Origin of the sequence: Streptomyces sp. NBC_00316 (genome assembly GCF_036158715.1) — a bacterium.
Classification (GTDB): Bacteria; Actinomycetota; Actinomycetes; order Streptomycetales; family Streptomycetaceae; genus Streptomyces.
Window position 1 is genome coordinate 2,432,085 of the sequence record NZ_CP108023.1, and the last position, 25,628, is coordinate 2,457,712.

24 protein-coding genes and 4 pseudogenes are annotated in these 25,628 nt (G+C 70.8%); 12 read left to right on the forward strand and 16 right to left on the reverse strand.

The annotated features are described in order from the left end of the window. Nucleotides 1–198: 198 nt before the first annotated feature. From OG878_RS10750 to OG878_RS10770, 5 genes and pseudogenes are all read left to right on the forward strand, one after another. Nucleotides 199–411 (forward strand): annotated as a pseudogene (locus OG878_RS10750) (cryptochrome/photolyase family protein); the annotation flags it as partial. A 136-nt stretch (nucleotides 412–547) separates the two neighbouring features. Continuing rightward, nucleotides 548–1,690: a polyprenyl synthetase family protein gene (locus OG878_RS10755; protein ID WP_328886578.1), complete on the forward strand. Its 1,143-nt coding sequence runs from the start codon at nucleotides 548–550 to the stop codon at nucleotides 1,688–1,690. Then, nucleotides 1,687–3,258, forward strand: coding sequence for a phytoene desaturase family protein (gene crtI, locus OG878_RS10760; RefSeq protein ID WP_328886579.1), 1,572 nt, complete (start codon nucleotides 1,687–1,689; stop codon nucleotides 3,256–3,258). The genes OG878_RS10755 and crtI overlap by 4 nt, the downstream gene beginning before the upstream one ends. After that, nucleotides 3,245–4,240 carry a phytoene/squalene synthase family protein gene (locus OG878_RS10765; RefSeq protein ID WP_328886580.1) on the forward strand — a complete coding sequence of 332 codons (996 nt, stop codon included), beginning with the start codon at nucleotides 3,245–3,247 and terminating at the stop codon, nucleotides 4,238–4,240. Before crtI ends, OG878_RS10765 begins: the two co-directional genes overlap by 14 nt. Beyond that, nucleotides 4,237–5,247 carry a DUF5914 domain-containing protein gene (locus tag OG878_RS10770; protein ID WP_328886581.1) on the forward strand — a complete coding sequence of 337 codons (1,011 nt, stop codon included), beginning with the start codon at nucleotides 4,237–4,239 and terminating at the stop codon, nucleotides 5,245–5,247. Before OG878_RS10765 ends, OG878_RS10770 begins: the two co-directional genes overlap by 4 nt. Before the next feature lie 11 nt (nucleotides 5,248–5,258). Here OG878_RS10770 and OG878_RS10775 read toward each other — a convergent pair whose 3' ends face one another. The 6 genes from OG878_RS10775 to OG878_RS10800 form a co-directional block, all read right to left on the reverse strand. Next, nucleotides 5,259–6,827 carry an FAD-dependent oxidoreductase gene (locus tag OG878_RS10775; protein WP_328886582.1) on the reverse strand — a complete coding sequence of 523 codons (1,569 nt, stop codon included), beginning with the start codon at nucleotides 6,825–6,827 and terminating at the stop codon, nucleotides 5,259–5,261. After that, nucleotides 6,824–7,570, reverse strand: a complete 747-nt coding sequence (locus OG878_RS10780; protein ID WP_328886583.1) for a methyltransferase domain-containing protein — start codon at nucleotides 7,568–7,570, stop codon at nucleotides 6,824–6,826. The genes OG878_RS10775 and OG878_RS10780 overlap by 4 nt, the downstream gene beginning before the upstream one ends. Continuing rightward, complete coding sequence (locus tag OG878_RS10785; RefSeq protein WP_328886584.1) at nucleotides 7,567–8,781, reverse strand: lycopene cyclase family protein; 1,215 nt, start codon at nucleotides 8,779–8,781, stop codon at nucleotides 7,567–7,569. Before OG878_RS10785 ends, OG878_RS10780 begins: the two co-directional genes overlap by 4 nt. Further along, on the reverse strand, nucleotides 8,778–9,485 hold the full coding sequence (locus tag OG878_RS10790; protein WP_328886585.1) for an SDR family NAD(P)-dependent oxidoreductase: 708 nt from the start codon (nucleotides 9,483–9,485) through the stop codon (nucleotides 8,778–8,780). The genes OG878_RS10785 and OG878_RS10790 overlap by 4 nt, the downstream gene beginning before the upstream one ends. Before the next feature lie 86 nt (nucleotides 9,486–9,571). After that, the gene (locus tag OG878_RS10795; protein ID WP_328886586.1) at nucleotides 9,572–10,834 is read right to left on the reverse strand and encodes an NAD(P)/FAD-dependent oxidoreductase; all 1,263 of its coding nucleotides are present in this window, start codon (nucleotides 10,832–10,834) and stop codon (nucleotides 9,572–9,574) included. A 232-nt stretch (nucleotides 10,835–11,066) separates the two neighbouring features. Next, nucleotides 11,067–12,083 (reverse strand): MerR family transcriptional regulator, encoded by a 1,017-nt coding sequence (locus OG878_RS10800; RefSeq protein WP_328886587.1) that lies wholly within the window; start codon nucleotides 12,081–12,083, stop codon nucleotides 11,067–11,069. A gap of 147 nt (nucleotides 12,084–12,230) precedes the next feature. Between OG878_RS10800 and OG878_RS10805 the strand changes: the two genes are divergently transcribed. Next, nucleotides 12,231–12,839 (forward strand): RNA polymerase sigma factor, encoded by a 609-nt coding sequence (locus OG878_RS10805; protein ID WP_328886588.1) that lies wholly within the window; start codon nucleotides 12,231–12,233, stop codon nucleotides 12,837–12,839. 211 nt (nucleotides 12,840–13,050) lie between these two features. Here the strand turns inward: OG878_RS10805 and OG878_RS10810 are convergent. After that, nucleotides 13,051–13,249: pseudogene (locus tag OG878_RS10810) on the reverse strand (DNA starvation/stationary phase protection protein); the annotation flags it as partial. A 32-nt stretch (nucleotides 13,250–13,281) separates the two neighbouring features. On the opposite strand from OG878_RS10810, the gene OG878_RS10815 reads away from it, so the two are divergent. Then, nucleotides 13,282–13,794: a TspO/MBR family protein gene (locus OG878_RS10815; protein ID WP_328886589.1), complete on the forward strand. Its 513-nt coding sequence runs from the start codon at nucleotides 13,282–13,284 to the stop codon at nucleotides 13,792–13,794. A gap of 37 nt (nucleotides 13,795–13,831) precedes the next feature. Then, entirely contained in the window at nucleotides 13,832–13,996 is a 165-nt protein-coding gene (locus OG878_RS10820; RefSeq protein WP_328886590.1) for a hypothetical protein, read from the forward strand. Nucleotides 13,997–15,883: 1,887 nt separating this feature from the next. Here the strand turns inward: OG878_RS10820 and OG878_RS10825 are convergent. Then, complete coding sequence (locus OG878_RS10825; RefSeq protein ID WP_008734837.1) at nucleotides 15,884–16,087, reverse strand: cold-shock protein; 204 nt, start codon at nucleotides 16,085–16,087, stop codon at nucleotides 15,884–15,886. Nucleotides 16,088–16,331: 244 nt separating this feature from the next. Further along, nucleotides 16,332–16,670: a MerR family transcriptional regulator gene (locus OG878_RS10830; RefSeq protein WP_328886591.1), complete on the reverse strand. Its 339-nt coding sequence runs from the start codon at nucleotides 16,668–16,670 to the stop codon at nucleotides 16,332–16,334. A 1,335-nt stretch (nucleotides 16,671–18,005) separates the two neighbouring features. On the opposite strand from OG878_RS10830, the pseudogene OG878_RS10835 reads away from it, so the two are divergent. Continuing rightward, nucleotides 18,006–18,398 (forward strand): annotated as a pseudogene (locus OG878_RS10835) (ATP-binding protein). Between the two features lie 46 nt (nucleotides 18,399–18,444). After that, nucleotides 18,445–18,804, forward strand: coding sequence for a hypothetical protein (locus tag OG878_RS10840; RefSeq protein ID WP_328886592.1), 360 nt, complete (start codon nucleotides 18,445–18,447; stop codon nucleotides 18,802–18,804). Nucleotides 18,805–18,907: 103 nt separating this feature from the next. Here the strand turns inward: OG878_RS10840 and OG878_RS10845 are convergent, their stop codons facing one another. From OG878_RS10845 to OG878_RS10870, 6 genes and pseudogenes are all read right to left on the reverse strand, one after another. Beyond that, on the reverse strand, nucleotides 18,908–19,216 hold the full coding sequence (locus OG878_RS10845) for an SCO5918 family protein (protein WP_030980872.1): 309 nt from the start codon (nucleotides 19,214–19,216) through the stop codon (nucleotides 18,908–18,910). A 50-nt stretch (nucleotides 19,217–19,266) separates the two neighbouring features. Next, nucleotides 19,267–19,671 carry a CBS domain-containing protein gene (locus OG878_RS10850; RefSeq protein WP_328886593.1) on the reverse strand — a complete coding sequence of 135 codons (405 nt, stop codon included), beginning with the start codon at nucleotides 19,669–19,671 and terminating at the stop codon, nucleotides 19,267–19,269. Nucleotides 19,672–19,717: 46 nt separating this feature from the next. Further along, nucleotides 19,718–21,238: a DEAD/DEAH box helicase gene (locus tag OG878_RS10855; protein WP_328886594.1), complete on the reverse strand. Its 1,521-nt coding sequence runs from the start codon at nucleotides 21,236–21,238 to the stop codon at nucleotides 19,718–19,720. A gap of 320 nt (nucleotides 21,239–21,558) precedes the next feature. Then, the gene (locus OG878_RS10860; RefSeq protein ID WP_030980875.1) at nucleotides 21,559–21,762 is read right to left on the reverse strand and encodes a cold-shock protein; all 204 of its coding nucleotides are present in this window, start codon (nucleotides 21,760–21,762) and stop codon (nucleotides 21,559–21,561) included. Nucleotides 21,763–22,258: 496 nt separating this feature from the next. Beyond that, a pseudogene (locus OG878_RS10865) lies at nucleotides 22,259–22,427 on the reverse strand (cold-shock protein); the annotation flags it as partial. A 238-nt stretch (nucleotides 22,428–22,665) separates the two neighbouring features. Further along, nucleotides 22,666–23,004 (reverse strand): MerR family transcriptional regulator, encoded by a 339-nt coding sequence (locus tag OG878_RS10870; protein ID WP_328886595.1) that lies wholly within the window; start codon nucleotides 23,002–23,004, stop codon nucleotides 22,666–22,668. Nucleotides 23,005–23,717: 713 nt separating this feature from the next. On the opposite strand from OG878_RS10870, the gene OG878_RS10875 reads away from it, so the two are divergent. Beyond that, nucleotides 23,718–24,257 carry an HdeD family acid-resistance protein gene (locus OG878_RS10875; protein WP_328886596.1) on the forward strand — a complete coding sequence of 180 codons (540 nt, stop codon included), beginning with the start codon at nucleotides 23,718–23,720 and terminating at the stop codon, nucleotides 24,255–24,257. A gap of 232 nt (nucleotides 24,258–24,489) precedes the next feature. Here the strand turns inward: OG878_RS10875 and OG878_RS42250 are convergent, their stop codons facing one another. After that, entirely contained in the window at nucleotides 24,490–24,747 is a 258-nt protein-coding gene (locus OG878_RS42250) for a hypothetical protein (protein WP_443049091.1), read from the reverse strand. A 361-nt stretch (nucleotides 24,748–25,108) separates the two neighbouring features. Between OG878_RS42250 and OG878_RS10885 the strand changes: the two genes are divergently transcribed. Next, nucleotides 25,109–25,465, forward strand: a complete 357-nt coding sequence (locus tag OG878_RS10885; RefSeq protein WP_328886597.1) for a hypothetical protein — start codon at nucleotides 25,109–25,111, stop codon at nucleotides 25,463–25,465. The last annotated feature ends 163 nt before the right edge of the window (nucleotides 25,466–25,628 follow it).

Sequence of the window (25,628 nt, forward strand, 5' to 3'; positions counted from 1 at the left end):
CCTGCCGAACTCCTCACCCTCCCCGCTGTCGACAACGGCGCCAAGCACACCCAACAGATCGCAGCTGTCCGCACCGGTGGCCCTGCCCACCTACATGCCTTGCGAACGGTCTCGAACTCGGCCGTTCCGCCGTCGACGCCGGCCTCACCCTCCCGCACCACAATGGCCGCGCCGAAGACGTCGGCACCCGCGCCAAAAGACCTGTGCGCCCCGTGCGTCTACCGGCCGGGCGACCGCACCGGCGAGCACGCGTGCCCGTACACCGCCGGCTACTGGGCCTTCCTCGACCGGCACCGGGACCTGCTGGCCGGCAACCAGCGCGTCGCCCGGCCGGTGCGGCAGTTGGACCGGCTCGCCGACCTCGCGGACGTACGCGAACAGGAACGCGCGCGGGGCGACGCACCACCATGAGATCCCGCCCGTTGCGCCGCTGAGGTGAGTTCGGTCGGCGTCGGGTGCCGGACGGGCAAGGAATCAGTGCATCCGTAACAGGGCACCCGGCGGAAACAGTGCCGTGCGGATAACCAAGAGTGAGAAGGGGTTGCGCATGCCTGGACTGCCGCCGATGGTGGCCCCACCGGCCGAACTCGTCGACGAGCCTCTCACCGCGATCGACGCAGCGGACGCCGTCGGCACAGTCCTCGAGCAGGTACTCGACGAACGACTGCGTCACTCCCGTACCGTCGACGCCGTCTTCGCCCGGGAGCTGGCCGACCGCCTCGCCACGCTGGCCGTGCGGGGAGGCAAACGCCTGCGCACCGCGTTCGCCCACTGCGGCTGGCGCGCCGCGGGTGGCTCGGGAGACGCCACAGCCGTCCTGCGCACGGGAGCCGCCCTCGAACTGCTCCAGGCATGCGCCCTCGTACACGACGACGTAATGGACGGATCCGCACAGCGACGAGGCGCACCGGCCCTGCACGTACATTTCGCGCGCGTTCACTGGGCGATGGGCATGCACGGCCAAGCGGAGTCGTTCGGCACGTCGGCCGCCGTGCTCGCCGGTGACCTGGCGCTGGCGTGGGCGGACGACCTGCTGACGGAGACGGCACTCGGCACGCCGCACGGCTCGCGCCTGCACGAGGAGTGGCGGGCGATGCGCACCGAGATGGTCGCCGGACAGTACCGCGACCTGCACGCCCAGGCCGCCCGGTCCTCCGGTGCCGACGAGGCGCTGACCATCGCCACCCTGAAGAGCGCCCTGTACACCGTCGCCCGACCGCTCACGCTGGGCGCTTCGCTGGCCGGCGCCGACGAACACGTACTGGACGCGCTGCGGGCGGCCGGCCGGTGCGCCGGGCTGGCCTTCCAGCTCCGTGACGACCTCCTCGGCGCCTTCGGCGACCCGGCGCTGACCGGCAAGCCGGCCGACGACGACCTGCGCTCCCGCAAGCTCACCTACCTCCTCGCCGTCGCCGTCCGGCTCGCCGACGCCGCCGGTGATCACCAGGCTGCCACGGCGCTGGCTCCGGACGCGGACCCGAAGTCCGAGAAGGCCGTACGGCAGGTGCGGTCCGCGCTGCAGCGCACCGGCGCCCGGGACCTGGTGGAGGCGAAGATCGAGGAGCTGACCAACATGAGCCTCGCGCACTTCGAGCGCGCCGGTGCACGCCCTGCCGTGCGGCACGAGTTCGCCGCGCTGGTCTCGCGCGCGACGGGTGTGGCCCAGCGCCGTGCCGAGGAGGTCGCGTGAAGAGGGTGCCGGGGCCGACCGACCATGTCGTCGTGGTGGGTGCCGGGCTGTCCGGGCTGGCCTGTGCCCTGCACCTGCTGGGTGCGGGCCGCCGGGTCACCGTCGTCGAACGGGACGCCGGTCCCGGCGGCCGGGCAGGCCGGGTGCGACTGGGCGGCTACGAGCTGGACACCGGCCCCACGGTGCTGACCATGCCGCACCTGGCCGACGAGGCGTTCGCCGCCGTCGGGGACAGCCTCCACCGCCGCGTCGGGCTGACGGCTCTGGACCCGGCCTACCGGGCGTGCTTCGCGGACGGTTCCTCGCTCGACGTGCACACCGACGGCGAGGCGATGGAGGCGGAGGTACGGCGCTTCGCCGGACCGGCGCAGGCGGCCGGATACCGCGACCTGCGGCAGTGGCTGGAACGTCTGTACCGGGTCCAGATGCGCCGTTTCATCGACACGAACTTCGACTCGCCCTTCCAACTGCTGCACCCGGATCTGGCCCGGCTGGTGGCGCTGGGCGGTTTCGGACGGCTGGACGGCCGCATCGGCCGCTTCCTCTCCGACGAGCGCCTGCGCCGGGTCTTCTCCTTCCAGGCGCTGTACGCCGGGGTGGCCCCGGCCCGAGCACTCGCGGCCTACGCCGTGATCGCTTACATGGACACCGTGGCCGGCGTCTGGTTCCCCAAGGGCGGAATGCACGCACTCCCCCGCGCCATGGCCGACGCGGCGGCGGAAGCCGGTGCCGATCTGCGCTGGACTGCCGAAGTACGCACGCTGGAGCGCTCCGCGGACCGAGTACGGGCCGTCCACCTGGCCTCCGGCGAGCGCATCCCCTGCGACGCGGTGGTGCTCACGTGCGAACTGCCCGCCGCCTACGGGCTGCTGGGGCGGGCGCCCCGGCGGCCGGCACGGCTGCGTCACTCACCGTCCGCCGTGATCCTGCACGCGGGAACCGACCGCACCTGGCCGCACCTCGCTCACCACACCATCTCCTTCGGCGCCGCGTGGCAGCGCACCTTCGACGAGCTGACCCGCACGGGCGAGCTGATGAGCGACCCCTCTCTGCTCATCACCCGCCCCACCGCACACGATCCCGCCCTGGCACCGCCGGGACGCCACCTCCACTACGTCCTCGCCCCCTGTCCGAACACAGCGGTCGGTCCCACAGCCGCCGCGTGGCGGGGCCTCGGCCCGCGCTACCGCGACCGCCTGGTGGGTGAACTGGAGCGCCGGGGCCTGGACGGGTTCGCGGACAGCATCCAGGAAGAGCTTCTGGTGACGCCGCTCGACTGGGCGAGGCAGGGCCACGCCGCCGGCAGCCCCTTCTCCGTCTCCCACACCTTCGCCCAGACCGGACCGTTCCGCCCGCGCAACCTCGTACGGGGGCTGGACAACGTGGTGCTCGGCGGCTGCGGTACCACTCCGGGCGTCGGCGTACCGACCGTACTCATCAGCGGCAAACTCGCCGCCACGCGCGTCACCGGCGGCACCGGTACCCGGCCCGCACGGACGGCGCCGTCCTCGACCGCGACCGACGCATCCTCCGTCCCGGCCCCGGCAGGTGCTGATGACCCGTCGTGAACTGGACGCCGCCGGGATCACCGATCCCGCACTGCGCGCCGCCTACACCCAGTGCCGACGGCTCAACGCCCGCCACGGCAGGACCTACTTCCTGGCCACCCGCCTGCTGCCCCTCGAACGCCGCTCCGCCGTGCACGCCCTGTACGGCTTCGCCCGCTGGGCGGACGACATCGTGGACGACCACGACCGCCATCGCGCGCCCGAGGAGCGCGACCGGCTGCTGCGACGCCTGGAGAGCGACCTGGCCGACGGGCTGCGCGCCGGAGCAGGCGACGAACCGGTGGTCCGGGCCGTCGCGGACACCGCCGACCGCTACGACATCGATCATGCCCTCTTCGCCGACTTCCTGTCCTCGATGCGTGCCGACCTGACCGTCACCCACTACCCCACCTACGCCGATCTGCAGGGGTACGTGCACGGTTCGGCGGCGGTGATCGGCCTGCAGATGCTGCCGGTCCTCGGTACGGTCACGGCCCGGGAGGAGGCGGCACCGCACGCGGCGGCGCTCGGTGTGGCGTTCCAGCTCACCAACTTCCTGCGCGACGTGGGTGAGGATCTCGACCGGGGCCGCGTCTACCTGCCCGACGATCTGCTGGCCGCGCACGGTGTGGACCGGCCCCTGCTGGAGTGGAGCCGGCGCACCGGGCGGCGCGATTCTCGGATCCGCGCCGCTCTGGTCGCGGCGGAGGCCATGACGCGGGGCGTGTACCGGACGGCGGAGCCGGGCATCGCGATGCTCGATCCGCGGGTGCGTCCCTGTATCCGTGCCGCGTTCACCCTCTACGGCGGGATTCTCGACGCGATCGCCGAGCAGGACTACACCGTGCTGCATCGCCGTGCGGTGGTGTCGCGCCGGCGTCGGGCGGCAACGGCCGCGGCCGGTGCGCTGCGCGTGGCCGGTGCCCGGTGGCTCACTCGCGCCGCGCACCGAGCGGCCCCGGCGGGTGGTCCGGCAGTCGAGTGGAAGGGGCCGGTGCGGTGAGTGGTCGAAGGGACGGCAAGCGCTGGTCGCCGCCGTTGCGGCGGCGGAGGTCCGGCCCGGACTGGGCGGCGCAGACACCGACTTGGCGCCAGGCGCGGCCGGCGCTCGTCGCCGACGCACTCGAGCGGGCGTCCGCCCGTCCGTCCGGCAACTGGTTCGTGGTCGGTGCCTCCCGGAACGTGCGCGCGGACGATCGCCCGTACGGCCGGACGGTCGGTGGTGTGGAGGTCGTGCTGTGGCGCTCGGAGGACGGCGAGCCCCATGCCGGTTCGGGCGTCTGCCCGCACCTGGGCGCTCCCCTGCGCGACAGCCGGGTGGTGTGCGGCACGCTGGTCTGCCACTGGCACGGGCTCGCCCTGGACGGTTCTCCGTCCGCCGGCTGGCAGCCGTTTCCCGTGCACGACGACGGCGTACTCGTCTGGGTGCGGCTGGACGCGGTGGGTGGCGAGGAGCCCACCGAGCGGCCTGTCGTGCCCGCTCGACCGGCGAGGGGCCGTGGGGTGGACGCGGTGTTCACGGCGGTAGGACGGTGCGAACCGCAGGACGTGGTGGCCAACCGGCTCGATCCGTGGCACGGCTCGTGGTTCCACCCGTACTCGTTCGTCGACCTGTCGGTGGCGCGGGAGCCGCGGGGGGACGAGGACGACGCCTTCGTCGTCGATGTCTCCTTCCGGGTGGCCGGGCGGCTCGTGGTTCCGGTACGGGCCGAGTTCACGGCGCCGGAGCCGCGCACGGTCGTCATGCGCATCACCGACGGCGAGGGCGCCACGTCCGTGGTCGAGACACACGCGACGCCGCTGACCGGGCCCGACCACGAGCGTCCGCGCACCGCCGTGGTCGAGGCGGTCGTCGCCGCGTCGGACCGGCCCGGCTTCGCCCTGGCGCGGGCCGCCGCCCCCGTACTGCGCCCGCTGATGCGCCGTACGGCCGGCCGCCTGTGGCGCGACGACCTGGCCTACGCCGAACGGCGCTGGACGCTGCGCAGCACCGGACGGTTCCCCGGCTGACCGGGCACCGGTCAGCGAGACGAGTGGCGCCCTGCGACGGCTCCGAGCGCCCGGAGCAAGGGTGAACGGCCCGACCGGGGTACCGTCCACAGGACCTGGCCGCGCACCCCCCGGTCGGCGAGCAGGGCGTTCGCGGCCAGGAAGCCCGTGGTGGCGGCCCGTTCCATGAGGGCGACGGGCAGGTTGCAGCGGATCCCGTCGCCGGCCAGGGTCAGCCACGGATGAGGGGTGCGCACGGTGGGTCGCCGGCGGTGGGAGCCGGCCTCGAAGAGCGGGCAGTCCGAGCGCCACTCGTGCCGGGCGTCGACGATGCGCGCCTCGCGGGTCTCCGGGTACACCTGGTGCAGCCGGTCGACGAGCATGTCCTGCACCTCCTTCGGTTCGGCCGCCGGGTCCACGGCGTAGGCGTGCAGTTCCACGACCGAGCCACCGGTCCGTGCGGCCCGGCGAGCGGCCTCGCCCTCGTACCGCTCCAGGACGCTGATGTTGTCGAGCCCGCTGTAGCCGCTGGTGCCGAGGAATCCGGGCCGGTCGGCGCGGACCGGCCGGTCGAGCCAGAGCCGGGAGACGAGGAACGGCGGTGCGGTGCGCAGGGCCGCGATGTCCTCGCACCAGTCGGACGTGCCCAGGCCGGGTGACGCGCCGACGATCCGGCGCAGGCTCCCGGGGTCGAGGGCGAGCACCACGGCTTGGTGGCGCCCGGCGCCGGTGTCGGTGTGCACGTGCGCTCCACCGTCGCCGAGGGGGAGCACGCCGTGGACGGGGGTGCCGGTGCGGATGTCCACCCCGAGGCGCTGGAGGTAGTCGCCAAGCGGGTCCCAGAGCGCCTGGGGGAAGGGTTCGCCCGGTACGTCGAAGAGCAGTCCCTCGGCCGATCCGAGGAAGTAGATGTGGAACATCAGCAGCAGTTCGGCGGCGGACAGTTCGCACGGGTCGGCGAAGAAGCTGCGTGAGAACACCTCGAACGCCAGGTGGTGCGCAGCTTCCGGGAAACTCACGCTGTCCAGGAAGCCGGTTGCGGTGACCTCGTCGAAGCGTTCGTACACCTCGGGCACCCGCACGTCGAGCAGAGGCAGTGCCGCCCGGGCGTCCATGGCGGCGAGGTCCCGCCAGCCGAAGCTCGGGCTGAGGGCGACGAAGCCGAGCGCGCTGAAAGGCGGCGTTCTCGGAACTCGGGCGAAGCTGTCGGTCAGGCCGCCACTGTGCCGCAGGGGGTAGTCGGGCAGCGGGGTGAGCCGCGAAAGGGCAGGGTCGGTACGGCGGAGGAGCCCGCGCAGGTTGTAGTACTGGCGGAAGAAGGCGTGGAACCCGCGGGTCATGGTCACGGAGGAGCCGTCCGCCAGCCTGGTGGGCCAACCGGAGAGCCGGCCGCCCAGTGCATCCTCTTTCTCGTACAGGGTCACGCGGGCACCCCGCTCGGCCAGCAGGGTGGCCGCGGCGAGACCGGCGATCCCTCCACCGATCACCGCGACGGACGGCTCGACCCCGCGCTGGAACCGGTCCCTGCCGGGTGGCGGCGCCAGAACCTCGGCCTTGCGGTCGCGGCCTCGTCGGGCGGCAGCGGTACGGCGGGCCGTCACCGGGCTCGCTCCCTTGCCGTGGTCGGGCGTGCCGGGCTCGGGCCGTTGCGGGCGAGGAAGGTGTGCACGATGCCCGTCTGCCATCCGGCGACCGGGGCGACGCGCACTCCGGTCAAGCCGGCTCGCGTCAGCCGGTCGGCGAAGGCGGGGGCGGTGTCGAAGGCGATGACGCTGTGCCAGAGGTGGCGGTACAGGGCCCGGTCGCCGGTGAGCGTGCCCGCCGGGATGACGACGCCGTGGCACACCGCCGTCCACAACGCCCGGTGCAGCCGCCGGCCGCTCAGGGTGTACTCGTGGGCGCTGATACGTCCGCCCGGCCGCAGCAGGGTCCGGACGCTGCCCAGGACCGCGTCCGGGTCGGTGACGTTGCGGAACAAGTAGGCGGCGAAGACCGCGTCGAAGGGGCCCTCGCCGGCCGCCGTGACCTCCTCGGCTGTCAGGTGCAGGAACCGCACGCGTGCGGGCCACGGCTTGGCCAGGGCGCGGCGCAGCATGCCCGCCGACGCGTCCACAGCCGTGATCCGGGCCCGGGGCGCGGCCCTGAGCAGGGCCCGGGTGGAGGCGCCGGTACCGCAGCCGAGGTCGAGAACGTGCAGTCCGGCGCCGTCGTTGGGGAGCCGGAGCCGGCGGGCCGAGCGCAGGAGGTCGGTGTGGTAGCCGGGGTTGAGAGAGGTGAGGCTGTCGTAGGTGCAGGCGGCGTGGTCGAAGGCGCGGGCCAGGTCGTGCTCGCGCAGGAGGCTCATCGGTGATTGTCTCCGGTTCTTGCGAAGGGCTGGGAGCGTCGGGGCACAAAGGGCAGTTCGGCGGCCGTACGAAGCATCGGCAGGACAGGGGTGCGCAGCCCGATGCCCCACTCCTCCCGCAGGGAGGTGGCGCCGTCGAGGAAGCGCAACAGGCGCTCCGCCGGGATCCGGCGGAACAGGTCGGTGAAGAATCGCGGGCCGTCGATGCGCCCGGTGTCCAGGGCACGCAGCAGGACCGCGTCCATGGCCGACGCCCTCCGCCCGTGGGGTGCGGGGATGGTGGTGCGCCCGTCGCGCAGGGCGGCGGCGATGGCTCTGCTCTGTCGCTGCACCGCCGCGAAGGTGTAGCCGGTGGCCGCACGAGTGGCGCCCCCCGCGGTTCCGACACGGAAGTGGGCGGGACCGGCCCGTCGCGGAAAGCGGGCGTCGGTCATGGGAATGATCCCCTGCTCCGCCCGTTCCACGGTGAGCGCGCCGAGCCCGAGGACGTCTCGGCAGTAGTGACCGAGAGCCGATTCGTACGCCTCGGTGGTCAGCGCGTTGCCGGAGAACTCGGTGTATTCCACGAGCGCCCGGTCCGGCGCCAGCGGCAGGACGTAGCCGAAGGCGAGTCCGTGCGCCGGCTGAGGAACCCGGAAGTCCATCAGATCCGCGACCGAGGGGTCGAACCGGTCGGTGTCGGTACGTACGAACCAGCCGCGGAAGTGCTGCAGCAACCGCGTGCGCGCCGGCGGCAGGACAGGCAGCGGCCGCGAGTCGAACACCCGCCGGGCGCGCAGCGTCAGGGACCAGCCCCCGGGCAGCGTGCACCGGACCTCCGCGCCTCCGGGCACACCGCGGACCGATTCCACCGTCGCGCGCAGGAGACGCCCGCCGTCCGAGCGGGCCAGCCGGCCGTGGACCAGCCGCTCGAAGTCGGCGGAGCGCACCATGCGGTAGGTGAACGGGGCAGGTCCGACAACGACCGGCCGGCGATCGGCGCCGTGCAGACGCAGCACGGACCAGGACGCGCTGACCGCCTCTTCCAGGCCGTCGACGCCCGCGTCCCAGTAGCACCAGGTCCGTTCCGCGGGGCGGAGCGGACCGTCCGGCGGCTCGACCACGGTCACAGTGGCGGCGCCCTTCTCCGTCAGCCGGTGGGCGAGGCTGAGGCCGGCCGCACCACCACCGATGACGATCACGTCGGAGTCCTCGGCGGGGCGGGGTGTCACCGGGCTCGCCGTTCGACGACGGGGCTTTTGTCGGGGCCCGAGCGCAGCAGCTCGGCGCCGGCCTCCAGCGCGTCCGCGACGGCGCCGGCGACGTGACGCGGGTCGCCGCCCTCCGGCAGGGGTGGGGCGGTGCCCGCCACGGGGCGAGTCGCGATGCCTGTGTCGAGATGACCCGGCCGGATCTCCAGTACCGCGACACCGGCGCTCCGTGCTTCGCGGCGGACGGCGTCCAGCCATGCGGCGAGCGCGGCTTTGGAGGCGCTGTAGTCGGCCATCCGGGGCTGCGGGCGCTCGGCCACCACGCCGGTGACGGCGGCGATCGCCGAACCGCGTCGCAGGATGCCGAGCGCGGCGCGGAAGAACGCGGCGGGCGCGAGGTGGTTGACCGCCATCAGGTGCTCCGCGACCTCGTCACCGATCTCCTCGGCCGCACCGAAGGCCACCGGCCCGAACGCGACGACGACGTCCAGTCCTTGGAGGGCTGCCGCCGCTTCGTGCACGGCCCGAGCACACGACCCGGGATCGTAGGCGTCGAAGCCGGCGGTCGGGGCACTGGGATACGCCCGCGCGGTGTGGGCCAGGCGGCCGCGGTCGCGTCCGGCGAGGGCCACGCGGGCGCCCCGGTCGGCCAGTTCGGCGGTGATCGCACCGCCCAGCGCTCCCGTGGCACCGGCCACCAGGACACGGGCACCGCTCAGTTCCACGCTTCACCCCTCGATACGACCAACGGGTTCATCCGATCGTCACTGCTTCGCGTCCAGGGCTGTCCGCGGATGCGGCCGGACACCGTTCACACCCCGGCGTCACCTCCTGGCCCCCGGTCGGCGACCACCTCGCGCGCGGCGCGCGCCCCCGACGCCATGGCGCCCTGCACCGATCCGGTCGCCCGGTGGTCCCCGCACACGTACCTGCCTGGGCGAAGGCGGGTGGTGCGGCTCAGCGGCCAGGGGGGAAGCATCGCGGGCAGCGCACCCTCGACCGTGCAGGCGGCGACCTGCTGCCAGCCGCTCGTGTCGGTACCGTACAGCTCGGCCAGACGGCATAGCACCGCCTGTGCCCTGCCGGGGAGGTCGGTTCCCAGTACGGAGGTGGAGATCAGCGCAGTGCCGCGGGGCGCGTACGTGGGGGCGACCTCGCTGAGTACGCAGGTGTTCAGGATCGCTCCGGTGCTGTCCACCATCAGGGTCGGTTCGGCCATCGGTGTCCTGCCGATGGCGTGGTAGTAGGTGGTGACGGTGCGTGTGTCCGGCACGGTCAGGTCCGGCAGCAGGCGGGTGGCGGTCGCCGGGTCCGTCGCCACCACCACCGTCCGGGCCGGCACCTCGCTCCCGTCCTCCAGCAGCACTCCGGTGTCGGTGACCTCGGCGACGGGGGTGCCGAGCCGCAGTACGCCGCCGGGCAGGCCGTCGGCGAGTTGGGCCGGGACGGCGCCGATGCCCTGTGCCGGCAGGCACAGAGACCCTCGGACCATGCTCCGCCAGACCAGGTGGAAGAAGCGTGCGGAGGTCTCCAGCCGGTCCTCCAGGAAGACGCCGGACAGGAACGGCCGCAGGATGTCGGCGACCGCGGCGTCCGACACTCCCGCCCGGGCCAGGGCCGCCGAGGTGGAGCCGTCTTCGCGCCGTCTGGCGGCGGAAGCGGGCAGAACGGCGTCCCGCACGGTGAGAGCCGCCAGCGCGGCCAGGTCGCGCGGCGAGACAACCCGCCCCGTCAGCAGAGCCCCCGCCGCACTGGGCTCCCTCGTCGGGTCGGCGAGGCGGACCGGCCCCTTCGACGTATGCGCGACGACGCCCGCGGTGAACGGCCGCAGCCGCAGGCTCCTCAGATCCATGCGCCGCTTCACCTGCGGATACGAGGTGTTGAACACTTGGAAACCACGATCCAGCAGGAACCCGTCCCGCCGGTCCGTGCGCATGCGCCCGCCCACGCCTTCGGACGCCTCCAGCAGAATCACCCGCCATCCCGCACGGCACAGGTCCAGCGCGCACACCAGGCCGGACAGGCCCGCACCGACGACGACCACGTCCGGTGCCCGGCGATGTTCCTCGCTCATGCTTCTCCTCGGTCGACGTCGTACCCGTGGCACCCGCACATCAGGGCCGTCCGCTCGGCCCCTTCCTCGGCCGGTACCCGTGAACCAGCGGGCACAGACCCGTGCCGGAACGTGGCGCGAAAGCAACGCTCGCCCGTGGACGAACGACGCGGCCGCGACCACTGGTCCAGCGGACCATGTTCCGCGGCCGCTGCCCAGGCGCCACGACCAAGTGCCGTCGGACGGCAACACGTCACCAGGAGGCCGACGACTCCAGAGCGGCGACCGCCTCGGCGAGTCCCGACGGACGCGCCAGGCCCGCCACCGCCTGCCCCGCCCAGCCGGGTCCCAGCGTCAGCACGACCGGCCTGCGACGGGCACCGCGCACTCCCCACTCCATGACTGCGACGTGCTGGGCCAACGGCCGGCTGGCGGTGGTACGGGACTGCGCCCACAGCCCGACCGCGGCCGGCCCGGTCCTGCGCACGGCCGCGACGAGCGACTCGACGGGCAGGGCACCGCCGAACATACGCACCGGAACGCCGCGCTCCGTCAATGCCGCGGCCAGCACTTCCAACGGCAGGGTGTGGTTCTCCCCCGGGACGCAGGCGAGCACCGTGGTGGCGCCGGCACGGGCGGCGACCGTGTGGGGCGTGGCGCGCCGCAGCGCGCCGGAGACGTGCCAGGACAGGAAGTGCTCGACCTCGACGTACTTCTCGCCCGACGTCTCCCACTTGCGGCCGACCGCCTGGAGCGTCGGCACGATCACCTCGGTCCAAGCGGCGACCAGTCCGTGCTCGGTGATCGCGGTGAGCAGCAGTTCGTCGAGCGCGGCGGCGTCGAGGCGCAGGGCGGCCCGGGCGATTCCCCTGCACTCCTGACGTACGTCTCCGAGCCGCAGGCCGCTCCCCGCCCGGCTGCGGGCCCGAGCCGAAGCCCGCTGTGGCCCGGCGGTCCGTCGAGGCCGGGCCGCCACCGGTGATTCCCCGCTTCGCGCGAGCCGTGCGGCCTCGGCCGGGGGCAGCCCTGTCGCCGTCAACGCGCACATCCGCTCCAGCCGCGCCACGTCCCTGGCGGTCCAGCGCCGGTGCCGGCCGCCCGTGTGCGCGTCGGGCCCGAGGCCGTACCGGCGGTCCCACGTGCGGACCGTGGTGGGCGCCACCCCCAGGCGCCGGGCCACCTCGCCGGTGGTCAGTCCGCCGTCCGGCGGACCACCCTCGCCGTACCGGCCGTCGTGGTCCTCACCGTTTTCCTCATCAGGCTCACTCATGCCTCCACTGTACGACGCACAAACGACGCACGTTGCTTGCGTCGTTTCCGCGTCCCACACTGCAAGCACGCGCACGGCGGACCGGCGGACTTGCCGTCCGGACACGCTCTTTCGTCCCCGGACGGCGCACGGCAGGAGGAACGTGCCATGAACACGACCACGCGACCGAGTACCGCTCTGGTCCCGCCCGTGGCGGAGACGCGGCACGAGGAGGACCTCGCCCGCGGCCTCGTCGCCGCTGACGAGGAGGTGTTCGCGGCCATCTACCGGCGCTGGGGACCACTCGTCCACACCATGGCCACCCGGTCCCTCGGCGACGCTGACGAGGCCGAAGACGTGACTCAGCAGGTCTTCATCGGCGCCTGGGGCGGGCGGCACGGCTTCCGCCCGGAGCGGGGCGCACTCGGTGCCTGGCTGGTCGGCATCGCACGCCGCAAGATCATTGACGCGCTGGCCGCCAGGACGAGGCGTCTGGCCCTCGTCGACTCGGCCGCCCACGAAGCCACGCCCACCCGGTTCGTCCAGGAGATACCGGGCGAGGTGCTCGACCGCGTGTTGCTGGTCGAGGCCCTGTCCCGGTTGCCGCACGCTCAGCGCGAGGTGCTCTGCATGGCCTTCTATGAGGACCTGACGCAGGTCCAGATCGCTCAACGCACCGGTGTGCCCCTGGGAACGGTGAAGAGTCACGCCCGCCGCGGCCTGCACCGGCTGCGTCTGGCCGTCGACCTCGGCGACGCGCACGGAACGGGCATCTGACCGAGCCGAAGAAGCGACGGCGCGGGTGCTTCCGGGACACCGCCCACCCGCGCGACCCTTTCGAGACCCGGCAGCAGGCACGGACTGCGTACGAAGGGACGACCCCCATGGTTTCCGGAATCGACAACGCGGCCCACGGGGGGCGACAGCGGCGCCGCCGTCACCCCGAACTCCTCCGCCCAGTGGCCGGCCCGGGCCGCCAGGTTGTGGGTCATGGCTGGTCGCGGGCCTGATCAGCGGCCTGCCCGGCAGCTCCGGTCTCCGTGGTGGCACGGCGCGTGCTGAGCCTGCCGCCGCTGGACTCGAGGTGGGCGCGGACGAACCACTGGAACAGTTCCAACCCGCGCAGCTGCTCGATGAGCATGCTGGGTGACGGGGTCGGAGGTCTCGGTGGCCTGCATGGCCTCGCGGCCCAGGCCCGGGGACCGATCGGAGGAAGAACATGGCCGAACTGTCGGGCGACGAGGGCCGCGAGCCGACCGGCCGGCCACCCGCGGGCTGGCCGACGTTGCTGCTCCTGCTGGCGGTGTGTTACGCGGTGGCCGCGCTGGGTGGCTTCGCCGCCGCCGACGCCGGCCAGACCTACAAGGCGCTCACGAGGCCGTCCTGGGCTGCACCGGGATGGCTCTTCGGCCCTGTATGGACCGTGCTCTACGGCACGATCGCCGTAGCCGCCTGGCTCGTACTGCGCCACAGCGGGGCCAGGAGCGCGGTGACGATGGGCTGGTGGTCCGCCCAGCTCGCTCTGAACCTCGCCTGGACTCCGCTGTTCTTCGCCGCCGACGCCTACGGATGGGCTTTCGTCGACATCTGTCTCCTGCTGATCGCGCTGGCCGCCACCATCAACGCGTTCAGCCGGCGGCGCCGGGCCGCCGCCGCGCTGCTCCTGCCGTACGCGGCCTGGGTCACGTTCGCCGCCACTCTCAACCTGTCCATCTGGTTGCTCAACACCTGATGCAGCGCGTGCCCGTCGGCCGGCCGACGGGCACGCGATGCGGGAGACCCTTCAGGGACTCGCTCGCGTGCAGGGTGCCGGCCAGGGCGGATCCCACGTCCGCGAGAGCGTCGTCCTGGGCGGTTTCCGCATGGACGATGACACGGCCGCGTTCCATCCGGGCAAGGCCCGCACCGAGTTCCTGCGAGGGCACACGGGTTGACCACACGGTTCTTGGCGGTGCAGTACCGTTCCCCCGGCCCGACGTCCCCTTCCAGCGCGACCGCCGCAGGGGCGCACGTCGTCCCACGCGGGGTGAGAGAACGGCAGTCCTGCACCTTGCGGTCGGCTGACTGGCCCTCCCACCATGTGCGCTCGCCCGACACGGCTCCCTGCGGTCGAACCCGGTGGGCGCCGTGACAACATCAGTGAGCCCCGCCGCCCCTGGCGAGGGCAGATCGGGCCTCCCGGCGGAGCGTCACGTGAGCGTCGAAGGCATCGGGATCACGACTTTGCACTGGTCGTCACACCGATCCGGTTCGCACCGAAACCGCAGGTCAGACGTCGAGTACCGCGAATCCGTCCCCTCGACCCGGTGCACCTACGGAAACATGTCGGCACGCGCCGCCCGTAACCGGAGGAATGATGAAATCAGCAGGTCAGAGGCCCTTTGCTGCGGGCTCAAGAATCGCCACGCACTCCACGTGCGACGTCATCGAAACCATGTCGCAAGATGCGAGACCTTGCATAGTCCCAGGTCAGCAGCGGTTTCCGCCTTCCCGGAGGGGCCTTGCGGACGCTCGGAGCGTCAAATGGGCGTCATCTCCGGCTGGCGCGGCACTCCCTCGCGCCCATGCAGACAAGAGTGCTTCCTCAGGAGCGTCCCGCTCAGCTTTCACACCACCCGTGTCACCCGGCCGGTCTACGTCTGCCAAGTCGTGCAGCGGGACGGCGGCCACCGACTCCTGCACCACAGCAGTACCGTGCCCGGTCATTGCACGGACCAGCTGGGGCTCCAGGACGCTCGTCAGTCAACTGCGGATCCCGGTGCCGTTCTTGAACACGACCCCCAGGAGTTGCTACAACCGACCTCGGGTCTGCGCGGGCATCAACTCCGCCTCGATGGGCCCTGTCTGTGGTCGGCCGCCGCCCGGATGCCGAGCTCCGCCGCCCTCAGCTCCTCGAGCGGAGCGAGGTCGCCGAGTCCGGTACAAACACCACGTCGCCCCCGTCAGCGCGGCGAGCGAGGCATCGATCACCTGGGGCACCCAATTCGCCCTCGTCGCGGACCGACGGTTCACACCCCCGCCGCAGGACCCTCATTTTGTCGCCGCTGGCGACGGAGCGTGCCCGCTGCGTGGGCTGTGACCACTTTTCTCCACTGGCGTCACAGTCGCTCGGCATGAGCCGGCCCGCATCGCGCCTGCGACCTCCGGGCGTCAACGAGCATCCTGGAGCGCAACACCAGCAAGCACCATGGGTCGCTGCCTGTGCCGGTGTGACACGAACTCTGGTGAGCCGGGCGACTGCGGGGGCCGGGCGTTCGACACGCCGGTGCCGGGCCGTTCGACGGGCGGTTGGCCGACGGGCGCATCCGTTCAGGGGCTCTGTGGTGCAATGACATCTGACCGGCACCGGGGCTTGGCCGGCCCCTCGCCCACGCGGGACGGAGCCCTGAGCGCCAGCGAGGAGTGACCGTGACCGTATGCGGGCCTGACGGGGACGGTGTCTCCGAGATCTCGAGCTCACCGCCTGGCGCGTCCTGCATGCGGACCGCAGATGGGACGATCCGGCTGGACGGAAAACTTTTGTCGATGCCTGGACTGGCGTCTGACCGTCTGCTCCTCCAAGCTGCACGACAGCCGTGCAGGGCATGCGGCGCCCGAGCCCGACGACGCTTGAAGCGACTGAGGTCAGGAAGTTCCGGGCCGAGGTCGCACCGGCCCCGCGCCTCAACCAATCAGGGCCGCACAGCAATGGCTGCGCGGCCCTGATCCTGTGCACGCCCGGCACGAGAGCAGGCGCCTTCGTCCGGGTGAGCGGCACGGCCCACACGGGCCGCGCGGTCACCGGACACGGTGTGCATGACCCCTCGGGCAAGGCTGAGAGGTCAGGCCGGGTTGATGTTCTCGGCCTGCGGGCCCTTCTGACCCTGGGTAACGTCGAACGTCACGATCTGGCCCTCCTGGAGCTCACGGAAGCCCGAGGAGTTAATCGCGGAGTAGTGCGCGAAGACATCCGGGCCGCCGCCGTCCTGCGCGATGAAACCGAAGCCCTTCTCCGCGTTGAACCACTTCACAGTTCCCGTTGCCATGTCTTATGCCTTCCAGTCGATGAACGCCTCCCACTCCATGTGGAAGGCAGAGGTGATCGCCCTGGTTCCTGCGGCACAGCACAGCAAAGCGCCCACACCAAAGGCGTGGGCAAGGGAGAATTCCGAACCACGACAGCTGACGCAGACGCTACACGCCCACACACCGCGTCACCATAGGAAACGATCACGCCTCACACCGAGATCGTGCGCGCGGTGCCCGCCGACGCTGACGGGCACGCTCGCCTCACGTCGCAGCCGGGGGGTTCGCTGATTCGGCGGCGTGGCGGTATTCGGCGTTGATGCGCTGGGCTTCTTCGAGCTGGTCTTCGAGGATGACGATGCGGCAGGCAGCCTCGATGGGGGTGCCCTGGTCGACGAGTTCCCGGGCGCGGGCGGCGATGCGCAGCTGGTAGCGGGAGTAGCGGCGGTGGCCGCCCGCGGATCGGAGCGGGGTGATCAGCCGGGCTTCGCCGATGGCACGGAGGAAGCCCTGGGTGGTGCCGAGCATCTCGGCGGCCCGGCCCATGGTGTAGGCGGGGTAGTCGTCGTCGTCGAGACGGCCGAACGAGTCGTCTGCTGTCATTGCACCTCTCTGTGGAACGCGTGGAGGGGCCCTGGTGCCGTACGGCACCAGGACCCCGAAGGAACTGCTACACCATCTGCCGGCTCTGGTACTGCGCCGGCCTTCTGTGTCCGCAGACCCGACCGGAATGCTGTCGGGGGTGCGGGGATCGCGGTTGCTTGACCGGAGACCACCTCACTATCGATGTCCTGCGGTACCCGGGTGCAAGACTTCCGCCCGGGCGATCCTGATGGCGCCTGGCTCCTCCGTTCTTCCCTCTGGGATCAACTACTTACCTATTGCTGGTACTGCTCTTGCGTACTGCTCAGTGGCCTGCGACAGCGCCACTCTTCGGCAGCCAGCCCCGTCGCCCGTCCTGCATCTGCTCTGGCTTAGAACCCCACTGCCGAACCTCCCAGTGCGCGCGCCCGCAGCCGACGCCTTCACCGAGGAACTACCAACCTACTGAACTACTACTGCGCTCCTGCTCACGGCGGCCCCTGATCACTGCGGGCCACCCGGTCCGGCCGTCAGCCCCGTCACCAACAGCCCTGGCTTCGGAACTCCACCACCGCACCGCCCTGCAAACTGCAACTGCGTGTACTACTGCCCGCCAGTTCGTCTCTGCCGGGCCTTGCTGATCTCGGCTACGAGAGAAACCATAACCACGCCGCCACCCAATGTCTACTCCAGCGGACATAGATTTCTGCGCACACGAAGATGAGGTAATCCGCGTCGACCAATCTATGGATGGTTCAAGCAGCTCCGAAGCTCAGTCCGGCGCCCGGAGTGACCCACAGCCGCGCAGCACGCCGGGCTGAGCGTGACGTCGCCGACTGCGCGCGGCTACCGTCGGCGGGCACCGGCCAACACTGGGCAGTGACTGACACACCGACCGGGGACGGACGTTTCCGGCCGTATCACCCCACGGTCTAGCGTTGACGGGCGTGGCACAAGGACCTGCGCCGCCCTCGACGATCCCGGCCCGATGATCGAGCAGCTCGTGGAAGCGTGCGTGCAGGTGCCGCGATCCGCAGCCTGGCGCTCCTGCTGCCGCGTCAGTGCCTTGTCGAGGATCTGTTTACTGTCCCGCGGTCACTCTCGTGCTCGCCCGGCCGGTGGCATCGCCGTGGATGGGTCGCCTGCTCGAATCGGCGCGAGCCCACGACTCGGGCAGGCCGTGGGCCGGCATCGTGACACGGGCGCACGGCAGCGTGCGGCCAAGCGTCGACTGTGGTCCTCAGTCCGCTTCGGCAAGCACTGTGGCTCTGCCGGGTTGGCGGGTGGAGGGGCGGGGCACGAGGGTCGGGTAAGCGAAGGCCGGGCATGGACCATCCACGGACCAGGGTGACCCTGATGAACATGATGACCGTCAATGCCACAAGCGCCCGTTCCACGGGAGCCGTTGCCGACGCGCGTGATGCGGCTCGGGCCTTCCTCGAAGGCTTGCGGCAGCCGGCCGTGGCCCCTGATGCCGCGGACACCGTGGTCCTGGTCGTGTCCGAGCTCGTCACCAACGCCCTGCCGCTACGACGGGGGCACCTGCACATTGGAACTGACCGCGCACCCCGACACCATCGAGGTGACCGTCCACGACCCCAGCCGGCATGCGCCGCGCATGCGCACCCTGACCTGAACGGCGGCACCGGGGGCTTCGGCTGGCCCATGGTCAACCGACTCGCCCGCGCCACCGCGGTCACCCGCCGGGCCTCCGGCGGCAAGACCGTGAGCGCGCATCTTGCCTGGTAGCGCCACCGCTCAAGCAGCCGGATGGCCGGTGAATATAATCTGCCTCATGTCGAAGCCTGACGAGCTGCTCATTGACGTCGCCGCCCTGGTGGAGTCCGGGCAGAGCAATCAGATGTCCCTGACCGTAGTCACCGGTGGTGCTGTCATCACCGGTCGGCTGGCTCCCGAAGCTGTGTGGAGGCTGAGGGTGTCGGAGGTGCTGACGGACTCCGACCGCCTGGGAGAGTTCTCCTCCATCTTCGACGCCCCCACGAAAAAGGACGGGCCGCCCACGCATCTGCACTTCCATGTCGCCCGGATCCTGCAGGGCACGGTGGGCATCCCGGAGACGGGCGGGATGTACCGGGTCGCGATCGAGGACGTCAGCGCCTGGACCGTGGGCGACTTCAGCTATTCCGACCTCTGAGCAACCAGTGCGGCGGGAACCCGTCGCACGCAGTGGGGGTCCGACCGGCGCGCCGGTCGGACCCGCTGCCGTTTCAGGTGTCGACTCGTGCCTGTTCCGTCGGTCAGACGGATACGGGGGTGCCGAGCATCGCGGAAGCTCGCTGGAGCGAGCTGAGGATGCGCACGGGTGCGGCCTCGGGGAGGGTGCGGCAAGTGAAGCCGAGCTGAGTCATGGCCCGGAGGACCTCGGCGGCGCTGAAGTCACGGCGGTCCTGGCGGGTGACGACCTGGCCGACTTGCTTGACGGGGTAGCGGCGGCGGCCGATCGTCACGGATTCGCCGGTGCCCGGTTCGGGCTTGATGCCCTTCATCGATTCCAGCACGCCGCTCTTGGTGAGCTCGAAGGGGAAGCGGGCGATAACGCAGCGCATGTGGCCTCACAGGGAGAAGAGGGAAAACGGTCCGACCAGGGTGAGGCGCTTCAGAGGGAGAGGGCGAGGATGCCCAGGGCGCTGCCTTGCTCCTCGACCACCGGTAGGGCACCGAGCCGGAGGTAGTGCATCGCGTGCTCGGCTTCGGCCGCAGCGGTCACGGGTGAGGTGAACGCGCCGTGGTCGCCGAGGATGTCACGCAGGCGGACACGGTCCGTGTAAGCGGAGCTGTCACAAACGGCGGCCAGTTCGGTCTGGGTGACCAGGCCGGTGCACTGGCCGTCCTGGTCGCAGACGACCAGCCGGGCCGTGCCGGCGGCGGCCATGACGGCCAGCGCCACCTCGACGCTCATGTCGTCACAGACCTGCGGTCCGGCCGCGTCCATGGTGTCGGCCACCGTCCTGTGCACGGAAGTGGCGCCCGTCGGGCGGGGTTGCATCTGAACCAGCGTCAAAATGTGCCTCCTGCAGAGACGGGTCAGCTTCCTGATCATGAACGTTCTAGGCCGCCGCGTCGAAGGAGGACTGCCGTACGGTCACGCGCCGGGCCGCCGAAGCGGGGCTGCGTCGGCCGCGGGAGGCCGCGCTGCGGCTGCGCGGACGCCGCTCGGCCACCGGCGCGGTGGTCGTCACGGGAATGCCGGAGGGGGGCTGGGCGCCGGTAATACGGCTGAGTGCCTCTTCGCCGGAGCGGACCTGGGTGGTCTGGGGGACGATGCCGGCGGCCTTCATGAGGCGGGTCATGTCCCGGCGCTGGCTGGGGGTGACCAGGGTGACGACGCTGCCGGACTCGCCGGCCCGCGCGGTGCGGCCGCCACGGTGCAGGTAGTCCTTGTGGTCGCTCGGCGGGTCCACATTGACGACGAGGTCGAGGTTGTCGACGTGGATACCGCGCGCCGCGACGTTCGTCGCCACGAGCACGGTGACGTGCCCGGTCTTGAACTGGGACAGGGTCCGGGTGCGCTGCGGCTGCGACTTCCCGCCGTGCAGGGCGGCGGCCCGCACCCCGCTGTTCAGCAGGTCCTGCGTCAGCCGGTCGACGGCGTGCTTGGTGTCCAGGAACATGATCACCCGGCCTTCGCGCGCCGCGATCTCCGTCGTCGTCCGGTGCTTGTCGGCGCCGTGGACGTGCAGCACGTGGTGCTCCATCGTGGTGACCGCACCTGCGGACGGGTCGACGGAGTGGACCACCGGGTCGGTGAGGTAGCGGCGGACCAGGAGGTCGACGTTGCGGTCGAGAGTGGCGGAGAACAGCATCCGCTGGCCCTCGGGGCGGACCTGGTCCAGAAGGGCGGTGACCTGGGGCATGAAGCCCATGTCGGCCATCTGGTCGGCCTCGTCGAGGACGGTGATCGCGACCTGGTTCAGCCGGCAGTCACCCCGGTCGATGAGGTCCTTGAGGCGGCCCGGCGTCGCGACGACGACTTCGGCGCCACCGCGCAGCGCACTGGCCTGCCTGCCGATCGGCATTCCGCCGACGACGGTGGCCAGGCGCAGCCTCACGGAGCGGGCGTAGGGGGTGAGGGCGTCGGTCACCTGCTGCGCCAGCTCACGCGTCGGTACGAGGATCAGGGCCAGCGGCTGGCGGGGTTCGGCGCGTTGTCCGGCGGTGCGGGCCAGCAGGGCCAGGCCGAAGGCGAGAGTCTTGCCGGAGCCGGTGCGCCCGCGACCGAGGACGTCGCGGCCCGCGAGGGTGTTGGGCAGGGTCGCGCCCTGGATCGGGAACGGGATGCGCATGCCTTGTGCGGTGAGCGAGGCCAGCAGCCGCGCGGGCATGTCGAGGTCGGCGAACGCCTCGACGGCGGGCAGCGCTGGAGTGATCGTCTTGGGCAGGGCGAACTCGCCCTGGGCCGCCGCGGGCCGCCGACCCTGGCCGCCCATGCGGCTCGGCCCTCCGGAACGGCGCGGGGCGGGCGAGCCGAAGCGGGTGCCCCGGGGCGAACCGGCGCCGGAGCCAACAGCGGGACCGCCGGTCCGGCTGCGGGTACGGGAGGAGCGGTTGTTCGTACGTGAGGGGTTCATTCAGAACCTTCCTTGATACGGCACGTATCAAGGAATTCTCGCAGCAGAGGAACAGCGCGGGGAATCACAAGAACGGGCCGAACGAAATGCGAAAGCAGATCTGGCCTGCGGTGACTCCGGCGCAAATGCAGGCAATGAAACGGGTAACGTCCTGCGGACGTTAAATCCCGGACGGCTACGGGCACATCTTTAAAGAGGTCCGCATTCTTGGAAAAAGGTCCACAGGCGTCGTTGCCGCACAAGGGAAGCCCCGGGGAATGACCGTAGCTGGGGCCCGGCCCGCACCCCGAGGGGCCCCCGCTACGGAGTGCGCGCCAGCGTCAGGCGGGAACGATGTTCTCGGCCGTCGGGCCCTTCTGGCCCGGCGCGATGTCGAAGGTGACCTTCTGACCTTCGAGCAGCTCACGGAAGCCCTCAGCCGCGATGTTCGAGAAGTGGGCGAACACGTCAGCGCCGCCACCGTCCTGCTCGATGAAGCCGAAACCCTTGGCCGCGTTGAACCACTTCACAGTGCCAGATGCCATGTCATATCTCCTTGTGGGGCAGTACGCCGAGACCCGCAATCCACGGATACCGGGTCGCCGCGATGATGCCCCGCCCGGAAAATAACCGGAAATACAAAACGCTTCCCGCGGCCGAAAAGTCCGGCGGAGGCGTTGAAGTTTTTGGGAACCACGACTGCAACTAGGAGCGACAGTAGCATGCGGTAGTGACCTGTGTACGGTTAATAATTCCGCTCTGTTCGTTGCAGCAAACACACTGTCCGCGCGGCGCATTAAACTCTCGTCTCGCGGTCATAGATATTGGCCCACCCAAGATGCAGCTTTCCGGAAAGAGCGGTCGCTGTTTACGGCTCGGAAGGCACAATTATTGCGGGTGGCACCGCCCTGCAACATCACCCCTATCAGCCCGTACGCCGGTCCCGACGCAGATCAGCGCCGCGCAGCGCTGCTGCTGCGCGGCGCTCTCACAAGTGCCCCAGATCCCACCACCGTCGACTGAGACTGAAGGGGGCGATGCCTCGGCCCGGGGCCTCTTCTGGCCCCGGTTGACGTCGAACGTCACGGCCTGGCCTTCCTGGAACTCACGTAAGCCCGCGGGCTGATCGCCCTACGGTGGGCGAACATGTCCGAGCCGCCGCTGTCCGGGCGATGAAGCCGCAGCCCCTCTGCGCGTTAAACCACTTCACAGTTCCCGCGGCCGTTGCCTCACGCCCTCCTGTCGATGAATGCGTCCTACGACATGCGGTAGACGAAGGCGGCGACCCTGGCCCCTCCGCCACAGCAGAACGCCCACGACGAAGGTGTGAGCGAAGGGAACTTCCTGGTCAAGGCAGTTGGCACAGAAGCCACGCGTCCGCACGGCCTGTCACTACATGACGCACCACACTCCCGACAGGCGTGCGGTACCGGCGGACACGCACCACCTCAGCCCGCGGTCGTCGGGTTCTCAGATTCGGCGGCGTGGCGGTATTCGGCGTTGATGCGCTGGGCTTCTTCGAGCTGGTCTTCCAGGATCACGATGCGACAGGCGGCCTCGATGGGGGTGCCCTGGTCGACGAGTTCCCGGGCGCGGGCGGCGATGCGCAGTTGGTAGCGGGAGTAGCGGCGGTGGCCGCCCGCGGATCGGAGCGGGGTGATGAGGCGGGCTTCGCCGATGGCGCGGAGGAAGCCCTGGGTGGTGCCGAGCATCTCGGCGGCCCGGCCCATGGTGTAGGCGGGGTAGTCGTCGTCGTCGAGACGGCCGAACGAGTCGTCTGCTGTCATTGCACCTCTCTGTGGAACGCGTGGAGGGGCCCTGGCGCCATACCGGCACCAGGGCCCCGAAGGAACTGCTACACCATCTGCCGACCCTGATACTGCGCCGGCCCTCTGTTTCCGCAGACCCGACCGGAATGCTGTCGGGGGTGCGGGGATCGCGGTTGCTTGACCGGAGACCACCTCACTATCGATGTCCTGCGGTACCCGGGTCCAAGACTTCCGCCCGGGCGATCCTGATGGTGCCTGGCTCCTCCGTTCTTCCCTCTGGGATCAATCACTTACCAAGCGGGGTACTGCGCACTGCTGGTGATGCGAACTACCCAGTGGCCTGCGACAGCGCCACTCTTCGGCAGCCAGCCCCGTCGCCCGTCCTGCATCTGCTCTGGCTTAGAACCCCACTGCCGAACCTCCCGGTGCGCGCGCCCGCAGCCGACGCCTTCACCGAGGTGCTACTCACTGACTTCACTGCTGAGTACTGCGACCTGCACTTGCGGGTACTGCCATTGCGGTACTGCTCATGGCGGCCCCTGATCAGATCACTGCGGGCCACCCGGTCCGATCGTCAGTCCCGTCGCCATCCTGCAACAGCCCTGGCTTCGGAACTCCACCACCGCACCGCCCTGCAAACTGCAACTGCGTGTACTACTGCCCGCCAGTTCGTCTCTGCCGGGCCTTGCTGATCTCGGCTACGAGAGAAACCATAGCCACACCACCACCCAATGTCTACTCCAGCCGACATAGATTTTCGTGCGCTAGTCAGAGAGATAGTCGACCTCGACCTCTTCGGCGTCTATCTGCTGGCAACCGGCGTCTTCGAGCTGGCCGGCGCCTTCGGCACCCACGTGCCCCGGCATCTTCGGGTGATGCATTTCCTCACAGGCTCGCTCTCCATCCTGCTGGGGTTGATCTGCTTCCGAGGCGGCCTGGAGTCGATCCTGCTGCTCGCCCTGTGGATCGGCTTCAGCTGGCTGCTGCGCGGCACCATGGAGACGGCCGCGGCTGCCTCCGCCCAGGACATGCCGGCCCGAGGCTGGCATGTGGCTTTCGGGATCATCAGCGCTCTGGCGGGCATCGTGCTGATCGTCTCGCCGTTCGCCTCGATCGCGGCACTCACCCTGGTAGTGGGCATCATGGCCATAGTCCTGGGCCTGACCGAGGTGGTCCGCGCCGTCATGATGCGCGTCAAAATGGGCCGTCTTGCTCCGGCCCCCGCCGCCCAGCGGCGCCCCCTGTTCTACCGTCCGCACCCCCAGCACTGATCACCGGAGCCGGATCGGCCGGCCACCGGCGAACAGCGAAAAGCCGCACGGCCGCCCGGCGATCTTCGAGGCTCGCGCGCTCCCGCATTGCCCGTTCTGTCTGGAACCTGCTGCGCGACTCGTCGCCAGCCAGGGCCGCGCCTGGACGGTGAAGCCGTCACCCTGCCGGCTCCCGTGCGGTGCCGGATCAGTTCCGGGACGCTACGGGTACGGCTGCGCCCTACCGACCGCCCTATGGCCCGAGTGGACCTTGCGGCTTTCCCCAAGTCACCCCAGCGGCAAACCCGTTGCTCAACGCATCGACGAACTCCTCACCGTCGCCCGCCTGTTGGCTGGCAAAACCACCTCGATCCGCGCCGCGGTCCACCTGACCGGCACCACCGTCAGTAGCCACAACGTGTCCACGTTCCTCGCCGGCCTCACCCGCCACCAGGACGGCGCCGATGTCCTGCACACGTTGATCCTGCTCGCCGACCACCTCGATGTGCACGGCGCCCCGATCGACTATGCACGCCGTCGTGCGCTGTTCGCCGCGCGCTCACGTTTCATCGACGTGCAGACCTGGCTGGATCTGCAACGGCGGCTGCGATCCAACCCCAGCCTCGACCCCGTACACGCACAACGCTGGCTATTCCACACCCTGACCGGATCACCCGCGCACCTCGCCCACCCGGACATCGCGCCCCGCCACCCCCGTTCAACGCCAGCAATACCAGCGCTTTCGCTGGCGGATCCTGCCCCCCGAGGCCGAACTGCTCGACCGCACCGCACAGAACCTCCTCGAGGAGCACACCATCGACGAGCCCGTCCAATGGGCACCGCGGCTCCCCGCCCGCGCACTGCACGACCTCGTGCTCCCCGGGCCCGACACGGACAGCATCAGCGTCGCCCAGCTCCACCAGGCCGTTCCCGGAGGCGACTTCTCCATCGCCCAGCTCGCGCACACCTTGAACACCACCACCGCCCACGTCACCTACCTGCTGTCGAAGCACCCCGACGACTGGAGCCCACCGCGGTTTCGGCGCACCCAGCACACCGCCACCCGCGTCGGGCAGTGGCGCATCTGGTACGAACACGACCGCCTATCGCTGCAAGCCATCGCCGATCGAGAGGAGGCCAGCCTCGCCACCGTCCGCCTCGCACTGCTGAAGAACGGCACCGAGCTCCGCCCTGCCGGGTCTCAGCAGGGCCGCCAGCGAAGGCGGTGAGCTTTCCGGGAGCGGAGACAAGTGGGCCCTTCCGCGGGGCGTCGCCGAGGGCCGATCTCGCCAATTCGGGAAGGGGTTCCGAACCCACTCACAGCGGACTGTCCTTCCAGCGCGCAGAGGCTCCGCCCCGTTACTCGGGGGTGGAGCCTCGCGGGCATTGCCG